Source organism: Dongia sp., assembly GCF_041906375.1.
In the GTDB taxonomy this organism is placed as follows: Bacteria; Pseudomonadota; Alphaproteobacteria; order Dongiales; family Dongiaceae; genus Dongia.
In genome coordinates, this window is record NZ_JAYRJJ010000001.1 from 514,516 (window position 1) to 533,578 (window position 19,063).

Consider the following 19,063-nt stretch of genomic DNA (forward strand, 5'->3'; position numbering starts at 1 on the left):
CATGACTTTAACAACTAAGGTGCCTCTTACTGACCTCAGCTCACTCATTATGAGAACCTACATAAAAAAGGATGAAACCGGCGCAGAGATTGGCGAGGTTCTTCCTTCAGGTTGGTCTGATCTGAATTTTGTCGCCGACTATCAATACAAAGACTGGCTTGAGCCGCTGAGCATGCGTGTTGGTGTCTTTCTGAAGAACGGACGATATGTCATCGCCTTCGACGGAATGCAGCCAGACGATATCCAAGATGTTGTGGCGATGGTCGGGACCTATGTAGGAACTGGCTCGGCCCAGTATGCGTTTGCAATCGATTTCGTACGATCAGTAATAGAGACATATGGAATATCCGTTGACAATCTTCTGATCACCGGACACTCGCAGGGCGGTGCCATGGCGCAGCTTGCTGGCGCATATTTCGGCGCCGATGCGATCACTCTCAACGCAATCGCGATTGCGAATACGTCGATATTGAGCACCGATAAGGAGCTATACCTCTATGATATCGGTTCTGCGGGGAACTTTAGAGCATCGTATTCAGAGGATCCGAGTCACCCAAACGATCTCATCGATGTGATTTCCATCCCGGCCAGTCCAAATGTCTCCACGAGCAAGATACAGAATTTCTACTTTCCTGATGATATGGCGCATAGCTATCTGCCAAATTGGGCAAACTTTCTCGGCAGTGAGCATCCGATTGAAATCGGCGAAGGTGGAACTGAAGTTGGGCGACATACAATCTCATTCACGCGCTTCTGCACGTATTTTGGTTTGGAGCGAATGGAGGCATGGAGTGAGATATTTCCAGAGTTTTACGAACCCTTCATGGATTCTTCAAATTTCTCCGAGGGTGGGCACATGCAAGCCGGCGCAGGAGCCGGAAGCATGGAAGTATTTCTAGCCAAAATCGTTGATCAATTCATTCAGGGTAATGATACCCCCCTAAATAATCTGATAGGCGACAGCGAGAAGATTGTCGCTGCATACCAACAAGGCCTAGTAGACCAGTATGGTGGATGGGCCTTAATCAGATTGTCTCTGCAGTTGGCGGAAAATGCGATCGAGGGTAACCCAAGCATACCAAAGGTTCAGCTTTACAGTGAACAGAACAACGCATTCATTGCGAACCTGGCGACTCTTCCGATTCATTCGCTAGATGGCATTGACGAAGGTCAGCTTCCTGGCGCGACCTATTTGACCTACTTAGCCTTATCCCTTTGGGGACAAGCTCTAAGCAGCCTTCAGGGAGATGCCGGTGCAGCAGTTAGCGACGCATACAATCGTACGATAGTTCTGAAGGAAGGGCGTTTTTCGGGCATCGCGGTGGCTGGCGATCAGTCGGGCATGATAGACGTCGTCGCTCCTGTACAGCAAGGTAACTACGGTGCGCTGTTCTTTGGTGCAAGTGGCGCTGACGTCGCAGTTGGAAGCGATAAACAGGACGTGTTCTTCGGAGGAGATGGACAGAACAGATTCGATGGTGGCGCTGAAGCCGACCTTTTAATTGGCGGCCAAGATAATGATGAGCTCATTGGCGGAGAGGGCAACGACATAATCACCGACTTCGGTGGTGACGGCAATAAGCTGAGCGGCAATGCTGGCGACGATGTCATCGTTGGAGGAACTGGCAAGGATGAACTCGATGGCGGCAAAGACAATGATAAACTCTGGGGGGGTGGTGGTGAGGACAAGATTTTTGGCGGCGCCAACAATGACGAACTTCACGGGGGCGAAGAAAAAGACGAACTATACGGTGGCGCCGATAATGACCAGCTGTTTGGTGATGGGGGGAAAGACACGCTGGATGGTGGCGGAGGAGAGGACGAGTTAACCGGAGGTGACGGTGCGGACACCTTTATTGTTGGCGATGGCGACCACATTAAGGATCCTGAGAAAGGCGATCGCGCCAAATACAATGGCACGACTTTCGTTCATGGCAAGAAGGCGAATGATTCGGACAGCTTCTATACAGGTGATTCTGGAGAAAAATATTATGCACAAGATGATAGTCTAAAGATCGTCACTTCTGACGGTGCGACAATCTACGTCGAAGATTGGGAAGATGGTGATCTCGGCATCAAGCTTGTCGACGATCCGGGAGATGACAATGGTGAGGAGTTTCAATCTCCTCTTGTCATCGATCTCAATGGGAACGGCATAGAGGTTACTCAGCTCAAAGGCTCGACCGCCTTCTTCGATCTGGACAATGATGGCTTTGCTGAACAAACCGCCTGGGTGTCGGGTGGTGATGGTCTATTGGCGCTGGACCGAAATGGCAACGGAACGATCGATTCTCAATCCGAACTGTTCGGTGCGGGTATCGAAGCGACACGCGATGAATCGAGAGGGCAATGGGATAGTGGCTTCGAAGCCCTCTCTGATCTAGATGCCAATCGAGACGGAAAGATCGATGCATCGGATGCGAAGTTCACGGACCTGAAGGTATGGCTCGATGCGAACGGTGATGGCAAGAGCCAGGCAGACGAACTGCGTAGCTTGACGGAAGTCGGTATTAAGTCGATCTCGGTCACCGCCCAACATGTTTCGCAGACGATTAACGGAAATCCAGTGACTGACATTGGATCGTTTGAGCGTGCCGATGGGTCGCTCGGCACGGTTGCCGATGTATGGTTCAACTTTGATCCAACGACAACGCGCCATGACGCGCAACAGATAATCGACCCTGCTACTGATAGCCTTCCAAATCTGGCCGGTCGGGGCGAGCTGGACGATCTGAATATCGCCATGAGTGCCGACCCGCTGTTGAGAGAGATGGTGGCGGAATTGGCGGCGTCGACCGTCGCCGATCTGCCGAAACTGTCCTCTCAAGTCGAGGCCATCCTATTAAGGTGGGCGAAAGCCGATACTGTCGATCCGACGTCACGCGGGGATTCCATCGACGCCCGGATTCTCGTGGCGACGGAAAAGATCAACGGGCTCCCGTGGTTGCGACGCGGCGATACGTCGAGTGCGGCGGATTCACCAAGACAGATTGCGTCCTCCTATATTCTCGAGGATTGGCGCGATTTCACGGGGAAGGCCGCGGCGCGATTGCTGGCTCAGATACCGGTTGGACAGCAAGTATTGCCGGGACTCCAGGATTTCGGCCTCGCATTTCTCTCCTTTGATCCGCCCATGTCGCTTGACGCGACGTTGGCGTCGATAGCCGCGCGTTCCCCGGGCGATGAACAGGCCAAAATTCAGTATTGGCATTCGATGGTCCTTGTTCTGGAAGCGCTGCAGAGCAACTTTGCCGAAGTCGGAACTGCAATGCGGGCCAAGCTTGATCAAGCACTTGCCCTGGATGGGCTTGCGTTCGATAGCGGAACGATCCGAAATGCCATCGTTGGCGATGACGAAGCCAACTATCTCAAAGGCAGGGACTGGAACTACGGCGGTGGAGACGATGTCTGGAGCCATGACGGGAAAGAGGGGGCAGACCTCATCGTCGGTGGTGCAGGCAATGACTCGATGAATGGTGGCGTCGGTGACGACGTATATTGGATAGCAAGAGATGCGGGTGCAGATGTCATCTGGGACTCTGACGGTTTCAACTCAATCAGATTTGCCGCAGGAATTGCGGCTTCGGACGTGACGTTCACCCAACAGGCAGACGGCGTGTTGGTTCAGATTGCGGGGTCGAGTGGCACCATTCTCATCAAAGCCGGTTCGACGATACGGGAACTGGAGTTCGCGGACGGCGCAAAGGTCGATACGGGCGGAAATCTGTTAAATCTGGGTTATAGCCACGTATATGGAACTTCCTCCGATGATGTACTGACTGGCACCGGCGGGGATGAGAGTCTCGAGGGCGGTAAAGGTAGCGATGCCTACGTTTTCGACATTGGGAGTGGCCAGGACAAAATTGTCGAGCTAGCGCAGGATGGAAGCGCCGATGCAGGAACCTCCGTGCTCGATGAAGTTCGTTTTGGTCCAGGTGTGACATCCAGCAATATTGCAATATCGCGTGGCGGGTTGGGCGATCTGGATCTCTACATCGGAGTGAGTGGTCGCGCCGATCAATTGAGGATCATGCATCAGTTCGGGGACTCACCTCAGCGTGTCGAGCGTTTTGTATTCAGCGACGGGACTATTTGGACCGATACCGATATCGATACAATGCTGGCAGCGGCAACCACCGCCGACGATCGCCTGCTGGGCGGCGGAGGCAGTGATCTTCTGGACGGAGGTGCTGGCCGGGATACGTTGATTGGCGGTCGAGGCACCGATATCTATCGCTTCGGAATTGGCTATGGTCAGGATCGGATTGTCGATGTCGAGGGAGCCAGCACCTTACAGCTCGGCGATGGGATCGACGCTGACGATCTGGTCGTCAGTCGCGGTGGGAGCGGACTTAATGATCTGATCATTCAGATCAAGGGCACTACGGATGTTCTGACCGTCAGCCAGCAGTTTAAGACCGGAACGGGCGCTCTTGAGAGTGTTATCTTCAAGGATGGGACCGTCTGGAACAAGGCGGGTTTGCTTGCGCACATCGCCCCGGCAAGCGGCACGCCTCAGGCAGACCTCCTTCTCGGAGACACAGGCGACGATCGTCTAGATGGTGTGGCCGGCGACGACCTGCTCAATGGCGCCGAAGGCAACGACACCTATGTTTTTGGCCGTGGATATGGGCAGGATCGCATCACTAACGAGTATGGTGATTTTGGCGCACTAGATACGGTCGAGTTCTCGGCAGGTGTGTCGCCGGCAGACCTAAAGCTGTCGCTGGATGGATCCTGGCTTCGCATTGAGATTCTGGGAACGCAGGATTCTCTGACGATCGAAGACCAAATCATCACCGAGAGTGTGGAGAACGGTATCGAAAGATTTGTCTTTGCCGATGGTACTGTCTGGACGAAGGTCGATTTGTACGACCGCTTGAGACAGGGCTCGTCGGGAAATGACAATATCTATGATCTATCCGATGGCGCAGTCGAGTTGGATGCGGGAAGCGGCAACGATACGATTAGGACCTATGGTCTCAGCACGATCTCATTCGGACATGGCGATGGCCAAGACGAAGTTGTGGGAAGCGACAATGTGGTTATTCGCTTCAAAGCGGATGTGAGCCTCTCGGATCTAGAGTTTGCTCGGCCAATTGTAACGGGCTGGGATGGTGAGCCGTCGGCGGGGCAGGAACTGATTGTTAGAATTCGCGGATCCGAGGACAAGCTCACAATACCCACCTTCACGGATTCGACCGTACTAAAGCTGAATGACGGAACAGTCCTGTCGCATGCCGACATCCGAGCCGCGACGATTGCCAGCGCGCAATCAGCAGGTGACGATATTGTCATCGGTTATGGCGAGGCGGATGTTCTGGATGGTGGCGCAGGCAACGATTATCTTCGAGGGTTTGGCGGCGGCGACACCTATAAATTTGGTATCGGGTACGGGTCGGATCGGATCGAGTCAGCATATGGGAATGACACGCTGGAGTTTGGGCCTAGTATAACGCCGGGCGACGTCACGGCTACATTCGTTGACTATTCCGTGGTTCTGTCGATTGCTGGCACTCCCGATCAGGTCACGATCTCCAACCAATTGACCCCCTACTACAACAGCTCGACGAATACGTACACTTATCCGTTCGGCATTGGCACATATCGCTTCGCTGACGGAACCGTGTGGAGTGCCAACGATCTTCGTCAAATTCTCACCAATCCATCCGGAGGTTCGCATCTGGTACTTGGTGACGCTGCAGCGAACGCACTGCATGGCGGGACGGGAAATGATGTGCTGTACGGGTTGGCCGGCAGCGACACTTATCTCTTCAATCTTGGAGACGGCGTCGACACGATCAGAGAAACGGATGACGGTTCTCCGACAGCCATTGATCTCATTAAATTCGGTGCGGGAATCACCCGTGACAACATTGTCGTGCATCGGGCGGAGAATGGACATGGTTTCGACATCGACGTCGGGACGAATGGCGACAAAGTCAAGATCGCGTGGGGTTCAATAAGCTGGGGTACAATTGAAGGTATTGAGTTTTCGGACGGTTCCCAGCTCGACAGAACTCAGATTGGCCAAAGGGCAATTGACAATCAAAGTTCGGCCGGCGCTGAAACGATCTGGGGATATGAGTTTGCCGAGCGGCTTGATGGTGGGGCAGGAAATGACGTGCTTCGCGGTGACCAGGGAGTCGATACTTACGTCTTTGGTCGCGGCTATGGTCAGGACCTGGTGATCGATACTACTCAGAACAATCTGGTCGAACTGAAGTCCGGCATTTCTGCCGACGATCTGACCGTCCGATGGGTTCGGAACAATACTGACTATGACCCCTACTCTCACGCGGATCTGCAGATACTCGTCAAGGGGACGTCAGACGTCCTGACAATCAAGGATCAATGGCCGCGGTTCGGCAGCAGCGTTATCTCACAGATCCAGTTTTCCAATGGTGATGTATGGACGGCGAGCGATATCGAGGCGCGGGCTCTCGGCGCGAAGTCCGTTGGTGACGATCTCTTACTGGGACGCGAGGGATATCAGAATGACGTTCTTGATGGAGGTGCAGGTCAGGACAGATTGGAAGGTTGGCTGGGAGATGACACGTATGTCTTCGGTAGGGGATATGGATCTGACACGGTAGTAGACATCGTTCCACGATATTGGACCGCCGGATACGATACATCGGTGGATACGGTACAGTTTCTGAGCGACGTTGCGCCGACAGACGTTAGCTTTTCGCGCGGAACGGACAACTTCAATGACCTCGTTATAAGAATTTCTGGCACTACAGATGTCTTGACCATACATGAACAGTTCTTTGGTGCGGACCCGGTCATTGAGAAGTTCAGGTTTTCGGATGGTACTGATTTCACCGCTGCTCAGGTGCTGCAGTCGCTGTCGACTGCAACTGCCGGAGATGATGTACTAGTCGATCGACTGGTGCACGACGCGACGCTCAATGGCGGAGCGGGCAATGACACGTTAATCGGACAGGATGGCAGCGATACCTATGTCTTCGGAAGAGGCTCTGGAGTTGACGTAATTGTCGATGACTCGTCGGTCGGTGATTCGCTGGTGAGCGGCGCCGAGCAACCTGTTCAAGGCTCTACCGATATCGTGAGCTTCGCCGCCGATATCGCTCCAGAAGACCTGGTTCTGAGCCGGGCCGGAGAGTCCTTCGAAGATCTGGTTATTCGTATTGCGGGCACCAACGATTGCTTGATCATCAAGGGCGGCGCGCTTGGTGCCAGCGCTGATGAGCTCGAAAATGGATCGGCGATTGGCGTCGAAGAGTACCATTTTGCCGATGGAACAGTATGGACACGCAACTACATCGCGGGGCTCGATCTTTCGGTCGATCGAGCGGGCAACAATATCATCTTTGAGGAGAGCGGTGCCGCGCTAGATGGAGGTAGCGGTAACGATCAGCTGTTTGGTGGCGCGAGTGACAGCATTTATGTGTTCAACCGGGGCTACGGCAGCGACGTAATCTCGGATGGCGGAGGGACCTTGGATGCGGTCCAATTCGGACCAAATATCCCAAAGGAGCTTCTGGTATTCAGGCGATCCGGTGAAAACGGCAAGGACCTGTTGATCGAGGTCGACGGTCTTGAGGAGCTTACTCTTTCAATTCAAGATCAGTTTCTCGGGGAAAACAATCGGGTTGAGGAATTTCATTTTGCCAACGGCGATGTCCTTTCTTGGGTCGAAGTACAAGCGATTATGCTCGGCGCGGCTAGCACCGATAGCGATGACAATATCGTTGGCTTTGCAGGTAATGATCGGATTGAAGGTGCGAAGGGCAACGATGTATTGGCCGGCGGTGCGGGCAATGATCAGCTCGACGGCGGAATAGGCTTTGACAAAGCCATCTATAGCGGCAAGAGCAGCGATTATGAGGTCTCGACGGTAAATGGAATTACCATCATTCGAGACTTGAAGACAGCCGATGGGAACGATGGATTCGACACATTGCGAAACTTGGAGCAAGTTCAGTTCCTCGGAGACAATGTTGGTATTCAGATATCTGCTGGCAATAGTGCGCCCCTATCTGCGGCGGACTCATTTGGGACGACCGAAGATGTCGTGTTGGTCATGTCGAAAGCCAGCCTCATTGCAAATGACTCAGACGCAGACGGCGATGAGCTGATCATAAAGGCGGTCTCCAATGTTACCGGTGGTACCGCGTGGGTGAATTTAGCCGGAGGAATTACGTTCAGGCCGGAAGCCAATTTTCACGGGCCGGCATCCTTTTCGTACTCAATTAGCGATGGACAGGGTGGAGTCAGTACCGCCATCGTCGATGTACTTGTGGCGGCCGCGAATGATGCGCCATTGGCAAGTGCAATCAATTATCAGGTTACCGAAGACACGGCTCTGGCCGTTCCCGTTACCAGCGGGCTCCTTAGCGGAGCCACTGACGTCGATGGTGACACGCTGACTGCCACCCTCGTCAGCAATCCGGCACATGGCCTCATTACGCTCAACGCGAACGGGTCCTTTGTTTATGTGCCGCACGGCAACTATAGCGGCAGTGACTCGTTCACCTATTCCGTCGGTGATGGGATGGGAGGAACGTCCGTCAGCCAGGTGACGCTGACAATCCAGTCCGCCAATGACGCGCCGATCGCGGTAGATGATTCCGGGTTTGAGACAGTTGGGAATCAATCATTGGTCATTCCAATCGCGGGATTGCTCGCCAATGATTCCGACATTGATGGTGACGCGCTTTCCCTTGAATCCATTGACGGCATGATTGGTGGGTCAGTCTTTCTGCAGGGCGGAGATTTGGTCTTTGTTCCGACGGCGAATTTCGTGGGAACGGCCGAGTTCACATATACGGTGTCGGATGGTCGAGGTAGTACCGCAGAAGCAACGGTTCATATTGCGGTTTCCGCGCCTGGAAACGCGAACGAAGCGCCGGGCCTGCTGGTCGACGCTGATGCCGCGTCGAATGTGGTGCGTGAGGGTGCAGCCAACGGCACATCAGTGGGCATCACTGTGCATGCGACCGATCCGGACGCCGGCGACACGCTGACCTACAGTCTCAGTGACAACGCCGGCGGTCGATTCCAGATCAACGCCACGACAGGCGTGGTGGCGGTTGCGAATGGCGCATTGCTCAATTACGCCAATGCCACCAGCCACAAGATTACGGTTGTCGCTACTGATACAGGGGGTCTCTCTCAGGCTCAGGACTTGATGATTCAAGTGGAGAGCCTCTCCCCGATCGGACAGCCGGAGCAAATTGTTGCGACATTCAGTGGCGCTCAACTCGCCGGGGCGACGACATTGTCCAGTGACGATCATCTTTTCACCTGGATAGAAGGCGCGGTAGCCAAGGGACGGATTGTCGGCATCAATGGGCAAGCGCCCTCTGGCGTTCTTTCGCTCGGCGATGCCAACGGAAAGCTGGGCGTTGCGGCGTTCAAGGGTGGGGGATTTGTCACCGCCAGCATCTATGGTGGCACGCTGACGATCCGGCGCTACGACCAAGCTGGCGCCTATCTATCGGGTAGCGAGCAGCAGATCCCGGGCGTTTCGCCCTATGCCGGTGCCGGGGCGTCCAATGGCCTGGGCGGCTACAATTATCGCGCCTCGGTGGCAACGAATGCTGACGGCAGTTTTATCGTCACCTGGAATAGCAGCGGTGTGGATGGCGTCGGTGACGGGATCCGGGCGCAGCGTTTCAATAGTCAAGGCCAGCCCGATGGTGCCGTTTTCCAGGTTAATACAATCACGGCCGACTATCAGATCTTGCCTATCGCGACAGTTCTGGCCAATGGCACGGTTCTGATCGCCTGGCAAAGCGGCGCCGTCGCCAGCCAATACGACGTCAAAGGGCAGCTCTATGCCGCCAATGGCCAAGCACTCGGCGCCGAATTTTCTCTGTCGAGTGTTGCTGGGGCAAACGAAGGCACCGTCAGCATCAGTGCAATGTCGAATGGCGGATTTGTTGCCACCTGGTTCGCACTGGAATCGCAGAATGGATCGGCGCAGGACGTGTACGCGCGCGTCTTCGATGCGGCCGGAACGCCTGTTGGCGCGGCATTCAAGGTCAACACGAACACCGGCGACTATCAATGGAACCCTGTTGTCACGGTGTTGGCGGACGATTCTTTTGTTGTCACCTGGGACACAGCGCGTTCCGACATCTACTACGATATCGCCGGCCAGCATTTCGACAAGTACGGGAACCCGCTAGGCACCGAGTTCACGGTCAACACCTACACGACCGGCGGTCAGCGTTTCTCGTCGATCACGGCGGATGCAGATGGCGGGTTCACAGTGGCGTGGCAATCGGCCGATGGAACTATTCGCAGCCGTTCCTTCGACTACGCAAGCACCAATCATGCGCCAGGGTCACTGACCGACGCGAACATCGCCATCAATGCGGTCGCTGAAAATGCGGCAGATGGTGCCGCGGTTGGCGTTACGGCCTTGGCAAGCGACCCCGATGCGGGCGATACGCTGACTTACAGCTTGAGCGACGATGCCGGCGGCCGGTTCCAGATTGACGCGGTGACGGGTGTCGTTACGGTGGCGAACGGTGCCCTGCTGGATTACGAGACGGCAACGAGCCACAGCATCACGGTGGTGGCGACGGATGCCGGCGGTCTGACCCGGAGCGAGACGTTCTCAGTCGCGGTCACCAATGTGAACGAGGCGCCGAGCACGCTCGTCGACATTGACGCGACGGCAAACAGTGTCGCGGAGAACGCGGCCAATGGCACGGTGGTCGGCGTCACAGCGCTGGCGAGCGACCCCGATGCGGGCGATACGCTGACTTACAGCTTGAGCGACGATGCCGGCGGCCGGTTCCAGATTGACGCCGCGACTGGCGTTGTAATGGTTGCCACTAGCAGTCTACTTGACTATGAGACGGCAACGAGCCACAGCATCACGGTAGTGGCGACGGATGCCGGCGGTCTTTCCAAGAGTGAGACGTTCAACATTGCGGTGAGCAATGTCAACGAGGCGCCGACAGCGATTTCCTTATCGAACGGATATGTCATCGAGAATATCGCCGGCGCCGAGATTGGCACGCTGACGGTTTCTGATCCGGATGTGGGGGATAGCCACAGTTTGTCGATCTCGGACAATCGTTTCGAGATAGTGGGCGGCAAGTTGAAATTGAAGGCCGGCATAAGCCTTGATTTCGAGGCCGAACCCAGCGTCGCGGTGACGGTAACGGCGACCGACTCTGGTGCTTTGAGCAAGTCGCAATCCTTCACAATCAATGTCGTCAACGCGACGGAGCAATCTGGACCCGGGCCGGACGTCACAGTCGCAAGCGGCGGTAGCCGCTCTAGCGTCACATTGCTAACGGATGGCCGCCAATTGGTGACATGGCTCACCAGCGGCGGAGCCAAAGGTCGCTATTATAATATGGCGGGAGTCGCCTTGGGCGCCGAATTCTCGCTGGGAACAGCCATCGGCTTCAGTGCGGTCGCCAGCCAGCCCGGCGGCGGCTTCGTGACAGCGCAAGTTGGCACCAGCGGCCAGCTCCGCGTGCAGCGATATGATTCGAGCAATCAACCGATCGGAACCGCTTGGACACTTAGCGCGTCTGTCGTCAGTAGTACTTATGGCTACGCGATCTATCAAGACCGCGTCTCGGTGACGAGTTATCCCGACGGAAGCTACATCGTGGTCTGGGGAGCGAGTGGAGCCGATGCAAGTGGTTCCGGAATCGCCGGACAGAGGTTTGACAGCAGCGGAGCGCCTGTGGGCGCGGTGTTCCCGATCAACAGTCTGACCAGCGGCAATCAATCTTTGTCGGACGTGATTGCCCTGGCGGGCGGCGGCTTCGTTACCGTGTGGAGCGACTATGGTACCAATAGCGGCGATGTCCGAGGCCAAGTCTACGATGCCCTGGGCCAGCAGATTGGCACCAGCAGCTTCCTGATCAACACGACGGCTGGTGCAGATCAGTTCGCGCCGGCCCTTGCCGCGACATCGGACGGTGGTTTTGTTGCCGTCTGGAACTCCTATGGACAGGATGCCCCCGGTGATTGGGGCGTCTATGGCCAGCGTTTCGATAGCACCGGCCAGAAGGTCGGCAGCGAGTTTCTGATCAACACGACAATCTCTAGCAATCAGTATCACGTGCAGACAGCCGGCCTGGCCGATGGTGGATTCGCAGTTGTCTGGTACTCGACGACAGGGACCGGAGTCTACGGCCAACGCTACAACGCAGCCGGGCAGAAAGTTGGTGCTGAATTCAGCATTGATACGCCGGGTGCAGGTGGTTCCGAGCCGTTCGTAGCCGCCCTGCCAGGCGGTGGGTTTGCCGTGACCTGGACGGGGGCGGGGAATGTGGTCCATATGCGGATTTTTGGTGTCTCAAACGTCAACGTGTCACCGTTCGACCTGGTTGACACGGATATGGCGGCCAACGTGGTGCTTGAAGAAGGTGCGGTGAATGTCGCCGTCGGCATTACGGCGCATGCGACCGAGGTCGATCTCGGAGACACGTTGACATATAGCCTGTTAGATGACGCCGGTGGCCGCTTCAAGATCAACGCCACCACTGGCATTGTCACCGTTGCGAACAGTGGCTTGATCGATTTTGAGACGGCGACCAGCCACAACATTACCGTAAAGGCGACTGATAGCAGTGGGCTATTTGTCTCGCGAGTATTTGCGATTCAGGTGCAGGATGGGAATGATGCGCCGACGGCAATCAGCCTCTCCAGTGCTACTGTTGCGGAGAATGACGCTGGCGCCGTTATCGGCACGCTCACCGTCACCGACCCAAATGTTGGAGATGTCCATACGTTTAACGTTTCGGACAATCGTTTCGAAGTTGTCGGTGGCCAGCTCAAACTGAAAGCGGGCGTCAGTCTCGATTGTGAGGCGGCCGCCAGTGTCAATGTTACTGTCATCGCAACGGATCTCGGTGGTCTCGCCCGTTCCCAGGCCTTCGTCATCTCTGTAAGCAATGTGAATGAGGCGCCGACAGCGGTTACGCTGTCGAAGCTGACCGTGTCAGAACAGACCCAGGGAGCCGAGGTTGGTACTCTCAGCGTCGCAGATCCAGATACGGGCGACACTCACAGCTTTGCCGTCTCAGATAACAGATTTGAAGTCGTCAATGGTAAGCTGAAGCTAAAGGCCGGCGTGAGCTTGGATCTCGCTACTGAGACCACTGTGACCATAACTGTAACAGCGACGGATACCGGTGGCCTTAGCCTCAGCGAGGCGTTCAATCTCGAAGTGGAACCATTCAGCAGTGTTGTGACGACCAATGGAGCTCAACGACCCACGGCGGTGACGAGTTCGGTTTCGGGCAGCAATTCGTCGGTGATCACGTTGTCGGATGGCCGTCAGTTGGTAGCGTGGAATGTCAGCGGGAACGCGAAGGGCCGGTTCCTGACCGCGAGCGGTCAAGTGATGGGTGCGGAGTTCGCGCTGGGTGCGGCGCCGGGCAATGTCGTCTCGACGTCTGCGCTGGGTGGCGGTGGGTTCGTGATAGCGCGGCAGACGAGCAGTGGCATTGCCGTTCAACGCTATGACGCGACCGGTGCGGCCCTGGGCACGGCCTGGACGACAGGGAATGGCAATCCACCCATGGTGACGACGTTGTCGGATGGCGGCTATGTGGTGACGTGGCACGCGACCGGGATCGATCCGGATGGGTACGGGATCGGCGGCCAGCGTTTTGCGGCAGACGGGACGCTGGTGGGTTCGGTGTTCCGGATCAACACGGCGTCGGTGAATCACCAGCATCAGCCGGATATCGTGGCACTGGCAGGCGGCGGCTTCATGGTGGCATGGACCGATGGCTCGGCGGGGCAGTACGACGTTCGCGGCCAGCTCTACGATGCGGCAGGCAACCAGGTTGGCGGTGGCGACTTCCTGATCAATTCGGGCCGCTCGGATGCGCAGCAGTTGCCGTCGGTGGCGGCGCTGTCGGATGGTGGCTTTGTGGTGATCTGGGAATCGGCCAGTGGGCAGGATGGCGATGCTTACGGCATCTATGGTCGACGCTACACGGCGCAAGGAGTGGCGGTGGGGACGGAGTTCCTGGTCAACACCACCACGGCCGGCAACCAGGAAAAGCCGCAAGTGACCGGACTGACAGACGGTGGTTATGTTGTGGTCTGGCGGAGCGTCAACGCGATCAATGGCCAGCGCTATGACGCCACGGGCGCCAAGGTTGGGGGCGAGTTCCTGGTTGATGCAGCCGGCGCCACTGCCAACATCACCGCGCTCCCCAACGGCGGATTCACCGTCAGCTATACGGGGTCGAGTGGTGTTATCACCACACGCACCTATAGCGACGCGGCAATCCTTGCGGGTGATGACGGCGACAATATTCTCACAGGTTCGTCCGCCAACCAATATCTCTCCGGTGCCGGCGGCAATGACACGCTGGAAGGCTTTGCTGGCAACGATCTTCTGATCGGTGGTGCCGGCAACGATACGCTGGTCGGGGGTGATGGGGCGGACCGCTATCAGGTCGGCCGGGGAACGGGGCAGGATCTGATCCAATCCCTTGATACCGACGGCGGTGCAGATGCCCTCCTAATTTCTGCATCGGTTGCAAATGACCAGCTTTGGTTCAGTCGAAATGGGGATGATCTGATGGTGTCTGTCGTGGGGACAGATGACCGAGCGACGATACAGGGTTGGTACACGGGGACTGACTACAAGCTCGATCAGGTGCAGCTGGCTGATGGTCGCTATGCAACGGCGGTCGATGTCGAGCAGCTGGTTATGGCGATGGCAAGCTTTACGCCACCGCCAGTCGGCCAAATCAATCTTGACAACACGACGAGGCAGGCGCTGGCGCCTGTCCTTGCCGCCAGTTGGCACTAAGAAGGAGGTGGGGTGGCCGAAGTAGGCCATCCCGCCCTTGTGTTTGGCTGGTCCCGAGTAGTGGCTCGCTGTTTGACGCATGAGCTTCCCTGATTGGCTGAATAGGGAAGTTCTCGATAACTATATGATTTATCTAATAGATTTGTGTCAACTATGGGTGGTGCGCCGCTGAAATGGCGATATTCCCTGTTTCTTCCCTGAAAAACAGAGAAAAGAGCAGAGGCCGGTTCGCCTCAGACTGCCAGCACAGCCAGCCCCCACCGCGGGTTCGGGTTTCTCTTCGCGCTTTGCGCCCCCTGATTCCTGGTGTCGCTTCGGCCGGAGCCGGTCCGATTGCCGCGGGCGGCAAGACGCGATGGCGGGTGATCGCGTCCGCGTTCCACAGACAAGTAGTGAACAGACAGGCAGGGAATTGTACGTTTGTATCGGGCGAATGCCCGTCGAATGTAAGGAAAGCGCCCGACTCTTCCGCTTCAGGCGGCGGATGCCTCGGTGCGCCCCGCCGTAGCAGCGCGCCCCACGCCACAAGGGGGAGGGCAGTATGCCGCCCCATGATTGGGCCGCCAATAACGTCGTCGCCATCCCTGGTCCGGGCTTGTGTGGGCGAGGCCGAAGATGCAGCGCTTTAGGCAATCGGCAGTTTGCGGCGCTAGGTAACGCGTAGAAAACTCATGTATTGTTGTCCTCGGCCAAACCAACTCCGGAATGCTTTGAAAGCCTTTTCGGTTCTTTCATTTGTCGCCCCAGCTTCGATTGCCAGAGTCATCCCATCGATAAACGAATCGATAGAGGCTTGAGTTCCCGGCAAACGACTGCGAAGCAGCGAAGCCAGCGGTCGAAGGGTATCGAGAAACGTAAGGAAATCGCGATCGAGCGGCCGATCTGGAAGGGTCCTTTCCAGTTCAAAGGCTGCATTGCATAGAGTCTCGACGTGATGCCCCATATCTGCATCGCCTGCCGTCGGTGCCACTCGGTAATCCAGCAGATACATTGACCAGCGCCGATACTCCGAGATGGTCAGTTCGACATTCTCCTGCGCGTCATTCGAGATCGACTTGAACCATCTCCAGTCCTGAAGCATCCGCGGCGATGACGAAAGAAACTGAAAGTTGTCAGCTAGAGCACGGATGGCTGCATCCATTGGCAAGAGTTCGCCCCTCTTTGTCCAAGGATGGATGATATTGTCCAGAACCCAATCGTCATATCGGCGCGTCATGCCCGGCAATGACGCCAGATCTGCCGAAAAGTACTCAGTCAGGCGCGTCAGTGCCGCGACGTTGTCGGCGCAATCCCGGGTCAGAAGCGGCGTCATAATGCGACGACAAATCTCAGCGAGATAGCTCTCTGCGCTCATCGTGGTGATGATGACGATTCCATCTTCGTCGGCGAAGCTCGCGACATGGCGAAGGAACGAGGCCGGATCAAGCTGTCCGGGAATGGTACCTTCACAGATCACAAGATCAAACTTCTCGGCGGATTGGTAGGAGAGGATGTCCGAATTGTGAACATCGCAGGCCTCCCCAAGCGCCCCGCTGCTGGCCCGCACCTTGATTTCTTCGACCGACCTGGGATTGCCGTCCACCAGGACGAGCTTGGCCGGCTTGAGGCTGGCGATATAGGTCGCGTTGTCACCCGTGCCGGGGCCGAACTCAATTACGCGCCGGCCGCGAACATTGGCCGGCGTTATACCCATTTGCTGATAGAGTGACTTTCGACGGAAGAAATGCCCGTCCGCACTCCGGGCATCTTGGCGCACCGGAATGATATCGCGCTGTTCATAGAAGCTCAGGAATGGTTGCGCTTGCTTGTCTTTGGTCATCGTTTTGGTCTCTCTTCCGGATCGACGGTAGGGTACGGCATGGCCGGGTGCGGCGCGAATGATCAACGGTGGCCGAAATACTCCGACGCTAGGACATGACGTCCGCAGGCTTCAGGTATCGGCGGCTATTCTTGTTAAGTCTGGCGGCAACACGCTCGGCATCGGCATCCGGCAGGCACAGCAGCACATTGCCATCCGCAGGCTCCGAGCCAACGGCAAGAATTGGCTTGCCCATGAACTCTCGCCCGACACGATCTGGGTCCTCGTCAACAAAAAACCGGGCAGCTCCGCCCGTCTGGTGCTGGCACCACGCTGCGGCAATGGACGTACCGAAAATCCCAAACGACCCCGGCATGTGCGCCGCACGTTGTGCACCGGATGCCAGAGCGGCGAGCCAGCGAAGATGTGTCTGCAATGTCTCGAGGCCGGCTTGACCGTGCCTGGTGAGTGTCGCAGCCAGCGCTTCGCAATCCGCCTGCCGCGCTACCAAGGAAATTTCCTTGGCCACCCAATCCGAGGCGCTCTGCATGACTTGAAGGCCAGCACTTCTGCAACTGGTTCCCAGCGTCGCGGTTGTAAAGTGGGTGCAATGATCGAATATGACGAGATCGAAGGGATTCGCCTCTATGTTTGGGCATTCAATGCAAATCACGCCGCTGGAGCAAAGACGGGTCGCCGCGGTGCGCAGAAATGACGCCGGATCGGGAATATGTTCGATCAAGTGAATGAGCGTTATGACGTCAAAGCTCGTCCACGGCAGATCCCGTATGTCGCCAGCATGGAATCCGCGAACGCCGGCTAGGCCTTCTATGCGTTGGCGATTCTTGGCGTCGAACTCCGTACCATACAGATGCCAGTCCGGCGCGACGGACTGCATCGAAGCCAGTAGGCTGCCATTGCCGCAGCCAAGATCGAGCAATCGCCCGGCTTCTGGCATTTTCAGGGACTCGAACAGTTTTTGAAGGATGACCTTCGAGCGCGCCTGGGATAGGCCTTTTTCGTGAAACGACCGCTGCTCCGCGCCACCGGATTGCTGGTATATATTGTAGCTTAGATAGACTTCTTCTACCTCTCGCTGCCAAAGCGCATCCGTCGCCTTTTGAATTGTGCCGCAGGTATCGCATACCAGCAATCTGGCGCGACCCGGCCATGGCCGGGCATCGGACGTGACAAAGCGCACATCGAAATTCGGGACAACCTCGTCCACGTCCTTGCTGCCACACAGATGGCAAGCTTGTTTCATTGCCCCAACTCCTCAGCGGTGAAGATTTCAGCCATCGCCGATTCCCAGGCTGGTGCGCCTACGCCCGTTGCGGCTTGCAGTCGCTTGTCACTCAAGGTTGCGTGTAGTGGACTGTGTTCCAGAAGAATGCCGGCTTCTTCAATAGTCATCGGCTGCACGGAACTTGCTTGCACATTGAGAACTCGCGCCATTTGAGCTGCCAAATCCGCATAGGTCGCGTCGCGATCAGATGTGAACTGGTAGATTCCAGCCGCAGCTTGGTCATCTATGAGGCGCATCAGGATATCGACAACAGCATGCACACCAACCGGTGCCACAATAAGGTCCGAGAACGGCCTTATCGATTGTCCGGATGTCAGCGATTCCTTCCAGCCAGCCAAAAGAGTCTGTTGTCGGTGCAGCACTTTGCCGATCCGAACAACGAGGTTGCTGCCATCATGCAATACGGCCCTTTCGGCCAGCGCCTTTTGTTGACCATATACGGTCATGGGGGAATAGGGCGTGTCCTCGGGACTTTTTGCTATCGAACCGTCCAAGACCGCGCTGGTCGAAAGCAGAAGCAATCGGCCGCCATGGCTTTGCACCCGGTCGGCCAGCCGGGCAGGTGCGTTCACGTTGATGGCTGAAGATCGCTCGGGATTTTCCGCGCAGCGCTTGAGATTTGTCTCCGCTGCACAAAGAACGACGGTGCGCGCCGGCGGGATATCATCGAGGCCCACAAGGGTCTCAAGATCGAGAAAATAAACTCCAGGCAGCCCGCATTTTTCCCGCCGCCGCGACGTTTCGGCAAAGTGCGCGCCACGCCTGCTCAGCTCTCGCCCCAGAGCGGCGCCTATCAAGCCATCGCCTCCGATCACTAGGACATCGATCATGCGCTTTTCCAGCACTGGCACTCAGGTTGCCTTGCACAAGCCACAGGGCAATGCGAACAGATAGTGTGCTATTGGATAGCAACCCGCGTGGGCCGTTACATCGGGCACTTGCTGCCGCACATGGCGTGTATCGAAAGCATCAATTGAGGCGGCCGCGGGTGCAGGCCATCTTCCAGCAAGACGCTTGCTGCGGAATTTGTATCTAGTGGGCAAGATGTCCAGGTGCCGGGAGGCATCTTGCCGCGATTGGTTTGTCAAAGAGCCGAGCCCCGTCAAGCCACGCTTCTTCTGCAGATCGAGACGTATCTGGTATGGCGGACCACCCGCACTCATGGTCGATTTCCCGGGCT

4 protein-coding genes are annotated in these 19,063 nt (G+C 56.5%); 1 reads left to right on the top strand and 3 read right to left on the bottom strand.

The window, feature by feature from the left end; genetic code table 11:
- The first annotated feature begins 1 nt into the window (after nt 1).
- On the top strand, nt 2-14,779 hold the full coding sequence (locus tag ACE3OA_RS02380) for a calcium-binding protein (protein WP_374307439.1): 14,778 nt from the start codon (nt 2-4) through the stop codon (nt 14,777-14,779).
- 649 nt (nt 14,780-15,428) lie between these two features.
- On the opposite strand, the gene ACE3OA_RS02385 is transcribed toward ACE3OA_RS02380, so the two are convergent.
- The 3 genes from ACE3OA_RS02385 to ACE3OA_RS02395 form a co-directional block, all read right to left on the bottom strand.
- On the bottom strand, nt 15,429-16,598 hold the full coding sequence (locus ACE3OA_RS02385; RefSeq protein ID WP_374307441.1) for a class I SAM-dependent methyltransferase: 1,170 nt from the start codon (nt 16,596-16,598) through the stop codon (nt 15,429-15,431).
- 88 nt (nt 16,599-16,686) lie between these two features.
- On the bottom strand, nt 16,687-17,841 hold the full coding sequence (locus tag ACE3OA_RS02390; RefSeq protein ID WP_374307444.1) for a class I SAM-dependent methyltransferase: 1,155 nt from the start codon (nt 17,839-17,841) through the stop codon (nt 16,687-16,689).
- Complete coding sequence (locus tag ACE3OA_RS02395) at nt 17,838-18,713, bottom strand: NAD(P)-dependent oxidoreductase (protein ID WP_374307446.1); 876 nt, start codon at nt 18,711-18,713, stop codon at nt 17,838-17,840. Before ACE3OA_RS02395 ends, ACE3OA_RS02390 begins: the two co-directional genes overlap by 4 nt.
- Nucleotides 18,714-19,063: the final 350 nt, after the last annotated feature.